The organism is Pseudomonas sp. NY15364 (assembly GCF_048068235.1).
Taxonomy (GTDB): Bacteria; Pseudomonadota; Gammaproteobacteria; order Pseudomonadales; family Pseudomonadaceae; genus Aquipseudomonas; species Aquipseudomonas mendocina_D.
In genome coordinates, this window is the sequence record NZ_JBLUPX010000066.1 from 1 (window position 1) to 4338 (window position 4338).

The following is a 4338-nucleotide window of genomic DNA, read 5'->3' on the forward strand; positions in this document are numbered from 1 at the left end:
CGCCGTTTCAACAAGATACCGGCTTGAAAGAGAGCTAGGGTTTACAGAGAGGCATGGCAAATGAGCACCGAAGTGAAGCGGTACGCGTTCCGCCTGTCGCAGCTATCCGAAATCATGGGTGGCCGACTTGAGGTTGTCGAGTATTCCGGCGATGGTTTGCCGTATGTTCTCGCCACAGACTACGACGCCCTGCACGCAGAGGCCGAGGCGCTGCGGGATGAGAATGGGCGGCTGAAGCGCACAGTCGAAGAGGGGATGCCCAGGCTGATGCAGCAAGGTTACGAACTGCGCACCCAGCTTGAGGCGGCGCGGGGATTGCTGCGTCACGCATCTTCCGCCCTGGGAATCGAAGGCTGGGAGTCGCTTTCCCATGAGATCGACACCTTCCTCACCGCCACCCCGGCGCCGGAAGTGCGTTGCCAGACCTGCGACGGTACTGGCGACGTGCATCGCGCTGACGGCGAATGGCTTGGCGATTGCCATTGCGTCAAGGCCGAGCAGGGAGAGCGGCAGGAGCCGTTTGTATGGATGAGACCTGATGGCGATGAGAGCTTTGAGTTGACCAACGAGGGCGATTATTTGTCCTTTCCACTCTACAGGGCGCCACAGCCAGGCCCGGACGTGCGGGCGCTGGTGGAGGCGCTGCGCACCGTGGTTGGTCTATTGCAGCACAAAGCAACGACACCGCTTGAGCAAGAGGCCGTGCTCATGGCCGACAAAGCCCTCGCCACCCACCGCCAGGCGCAACGCCAGGCCTGACCCACCCCACCCCATCCCCTTTTCTATCTGCCCACAACGTAGGGCGGGAGGATTTGCTGTGTCTGAAGGAATGATTGCCAGAGCCTGCAGCATCGAAGCCGACTACGCCGCTGCGATGGCCAAGCACTACGCCGACCTAGAGAAGAACCGGAGCGAAGTGCTGGCCCAGGTCGCGCTGCTGGTGAGCCCGCGCAAGCTGTCCAGCATCGAGAAGTTCATCGACTACTGCGACGACAGCATCGTGTGTGATTTCGAGCTGACCGAAACGCACGGCGGCGAGCGCCAGGACGAGCCAGGCACCGCGTTCCGCTATGTCTACATCGACCAGCGAAGTGGCGGTTGCCCATCGGGCGACGACTACTACGGCTGGGTCTGGATTCCACTGCCGAAGGGCAAGTTCCTGAAATATCACTATGCGTGAGGTACCGCATGAAACTGATCACGATTGAGAAGTGGGCGGGGGTGGTGTGATGGCCGAGGACAAGGATCACTATAGCGAGAAAGAGTTTGCCGAACTGATCGGCACCACGGTGCGCGCACTGCAGGCCAGGCGCGCACGTGGCCAGCTACCGGAAGGCGTCTGGATCAAGCAGGGACGCCAAACCATCTACAGCAAACGGAGATACTACGAATGGCTGGAAAGCCAGTGGATATGCCCACCGGGGTGGAAATCTTCCGAAACTCAATCCGCATCCGCTTCACCTGGAACGGTCGTCGGTGCAGTGAAACTCTCCCCTATCCCGTCACGCAGAAAGGGATCGCGGCTGCCTCCAAGCTTAGAGATCAGGTAGTCAGCCTGATCAAGCTGGGGCTGATGGATGACGCGAAGTACGCCGAGCTGTTCCCTGGCTCGGCGCTACCCGCAGGAGGGACGCCAGGGTTTGGCGAGTACGCCCAGCTCTGGCTGGACTCCAGAGAGATAACATCAGGCACACGGCTCAACTACAAGAGCGCGCTGAACATCTACTGGATGCCGCACCTGGCATTGACGCGGATTGACCTGATCACGCCAACGCTTCTGCGCCGGATCGTGGCGGGCACTGAGTGGACATCGCCAGGGGTGAAGCGCAACGCCATCGTGAAGCTGGCGGCAATCATGAGATCAGCCGTAGGCGATGGGCTTCTGCAGAAGAACCCGGCCGAGTCGATGGAGTTGCCGAAGCGGGCAAAAAAGGAAGTAGACCCGTTCGAGCTGGCAGAGGCAGAGCGGATCATTGATCGCCTCTACCAGACCGAGCATTGGCCCAGCCTGATCTATGCGGCGCTGTTCGAGTTCCTGTTCTTCACCGGGCTGCGCATATCCGAAGCGCTGGCGCTGCAGTGGCAGGATGTGGACTGGTCGCGCCGCACCGTCCATGTGCGCCGCACGGTAGCCCTGGGCGAACTGGAGGAGCGCACCAAAACCGGCAGCGACCGTTTCGTGCTGCTGAACCAGCGCGCGCTGCGCGCACTGTGGTTTGCCAAGGTCTACGCCGACCGTCGCCTGCTCGGCGTTGGACGGGTCACGTCTACCCCGCATGTATTCCCGCCGTCAAAGGGACAGGTACACGTTAAACAGACATCCAACGTGCACCACCAGTGGCGCCCCACCCTGCAGGCACTGGGCATTCGCTACAGGCCGCCATACAACTGCCGTCACACCTATGCGACAATGTGCCTGATGTCAGGCCTCAACCCCGCCTTTATCGCTCAGCAGCTCGGCCACTCCGTGCAAATGCTGCTCTCAACATACGCGCGCTGGATCAACTCAACCTCGGACTGGGGTGAGCTGGAAAAACTCGAAAACGGTATCAAATTGGTATCGGAGCAAACCAGGCGTCTCTAAGTTACTGATAGGTAAGCCCCTTGATCTCTACCGCTAACATCACCATGCAGTTCGGCGCCAAGCCGCTGTTCGAGAACGTTTCCGTCAAGTTCAACAACGGCAACCGCTACGGCCTGATCGGCGCCAACGGCTGCGGCAAGTCGACCTTCATGAAAATTCTTGGCGGCGACCTCGAGCCTTCCGGCGGCCAGGTGATGCTCGAGCCGAACGTGCGCCTGGGCAAGCTGCGCCAGGATCAGTTCGCCTACGAAGAATTCAACGTGATCGACACCGTGATCATGGGTCACGAGGAGCTGTGGAAGGTCAAGGCCGAGCGCGACCGCATCTACTCGCTGCCAGAAATGAGCGAAGAAGACGGCATGAAGGTCGGCGAGCTCGAAGGCGAGTTCGCCGAGATGGACGGCTACACCGCTGAATCGCGCGCGGGCGAGCTGCTGCTCGGCCTGGGCATCCCGCTCGAGCAGCATTTCGGCCCGATGAGCGAAGTCGCACCCGGCTGGAAGCTGCGCGTGCTGCTGGCCCAGGCCCTGTTCTCCGATCCGGACGTGCTGCTGCTCGACGAACCGACCAACCACCTGGACATCAACACCATCCGCTGGCTGGAAACGATCCTCACGGCGCGTAACAGCACCATGATCATCATTTCCCACGACCGTCACTTCCTCAACTCGGTCTGCACCCACATGGCCGACCTGGATTACGGCGAGCTGCGCCTGTTCCCGGGCAACTACGACGAGTACATGACTGCCGCGACCCAGTCGCGCGAGCAGCTGCTGGCCGACAACGCCAAGAAGAAGGCGCAGATCTCCGAGCTGCAGAGCTTCGTCAGCCGCTTCTCGGCCAACGCCTCCAAGGCCAAACAGGCAACCAGCCGCGCCAAGCAGATCGACAAGATCCAGCTGGCCGAGGTCAAGCCGTCGAGCCGCGTCAGCCCGTTCATTCGCTTCGAGCAGACCAAGAAACTGCACCGCCAGGCCGTGACCATCGAGAAGGTGTCCAAGGCCTTCGATGACAAGGTGCTGTTCAAGAACTTCAGTTTCACCGTCGAAGCCGGCGAGCGCGTGGCGATCATCGGCCCCAACGGTATCGGCAAGACCACCCTGCTGCGCACCCTGGTCGGCGAAATGCAGCCCGATGCCGGTTCGGTGAAATGGACCGAGAGCGCCGAGGTTGGCTACTACGCTCAGGATCACGCCCACGATTTCGAAGATGACGTGACCCTGTTCGACTGGATGGGCCAGTGGACGACCGGTGAGCAGGTGATCCGCGGCACCCTCGGGCGCATGTTGTTCTCCAACGACGAGATCCTCAAGTCGGTGAAGGTCATCTCCGGTGGTGAGCAAGGCCGCATGCTGTTCGGCAAGCTGATTCTGCAAAAGCCCAACGTGCTGGTGATGGACGAACCGACCAACCACCTGGACATGGAGTCGATCGAGGCGCTCAACCTGGCGCTGGAGAACTACCCGGGCACGCTGATCTTCGTCAGCCATGACCGCGAGTTCGTCGGCTCCCTGGCCACCCGCATCATCGAGCTGTCGGACAACGGCGTGACCGACTTTTCCGGCACCTACGACGACTACCTGCGCAGCCAGGGCATCATCGTCTGAGCACACGCTGAAACAACAAAGCCCGCTTTTCAGACCGTGTGAAAACGTTCTGAACTGAACCGGTTCAATACAAACGCCTCGATTGATTCGGGGCGTTTGTGTTTTTACTGGTGCAATGATGCAAAGTGCAGCGCTCAGGTCAGCAGC

4 protein-coding genes are annotated in these 4338 nt (G+C 60.6%); all 4 read left to right on the forward strand.

What is annotated here, in order from left to right:
- Positions 1-60 precede the first annotated feature (60 nt).
- The 4 genes from ACNFCJ_RS23815 (at position 61) to ACNFCJ_RS23830 (ending at position 4191) form a co-directional block, all read left to right on the forward strand.
- Positions 61-759 (forward strand): hypothetical protein, encoded by a 699-nt coding sequence (locus ACNFCJ_RS23815; protein ID WP_416773861.1) that lies wholly within the window; start codon positions 61-63, stop codon positions 757-759.
- Between the two features lie 58 nt (positions 760-817).
- Positions 818-1180 (forward strand): hypothetical protein, encoded by a 363-nt coding sequence (locus ACNFCJ_RS23820; RefSeq protein ID WP_416773862.1) that lies wholly within the window; start codon positions 818-820, stop codon positions 1178-1180.
- 210 nt (positions 1181-1390) lie between these two features.
- Complete coding sequence (locus tag ACNFCJ_RS23825) at positions 1391-2584, forward strand: tyrosine-type recombinase/integrase (RefSeq protein ID WP_416773863.1); 1194 nt, start codon at positions 1391-1393, stop codon at positions 2582-2584.
- A gap of 20 nt (positions 2585-2604) precedes the next feature.
- Positions 2605-4191, forward strand: coding sequence for an ABC-F family ATPase (locus ACNFCJ_RS23830; protein WP_099526812.1), 1587 nt, complete (start codon positions 2605-2607; stop codon positions 4189-4191).
- Positions 4192-4338 lie beyond the last annotated feature (147 nt).